This window comes from Bacillus sp. AFS098217, from assembly GCF_002551815.1.
Lineage (GTDB): Bacteria > Bacillota > Bacilli > Bacillales > Bacillaceae_G > Bacillus_A.
The window spans coordinates 1-211 of record NZ_NVPR01000094.1 but is presented as its reverse complement, the minus strand read 5'-3'; the positions used below and the strand labels follow the sequence as shown (position 1 = coordinate 211).

2 tRNA genes are annotated in these 211 nt (G+C 56.4%); both read left to right on the top strand.

From position 1 onward, the window contains the following. Positions 1 to 28: 28 nt before the first annotated feature. Positions 29 to 102 (top strand) — tRNA-Pro (locus COO03_RS22265). 10 nt (positions 103 to 112) lie between these two features. Beyond that, positions 113 to 188: transfer RNA gene (locus tag COO03_RS22260), tRNA-Ala, on the top strand. Positions 189 to 211 lie beyond the last annotated feature (23 nt).

Below are 211 nucleotides of genomic sequence, written 5' to 3'. Positions count from 1 at the left end.
TTCGAGTCCTCTCGGGCGCGTTTTCTTTCGGGAAGTGGCTCAGCTTGGTAGAGCACCTGGTTTGGGACCAGGGGGTCGCAGGTTCAAATCCTGTCTTCCCGATAATTGATTTGGGGCCTTAGCTCAGCTGGGAGAGCGCCTGCCTTGCACGCAGGAGGTCAGCGGTTCGATCCCGCTAGGCTCCACCAAATAGTTCTCTGAAAACTGAACG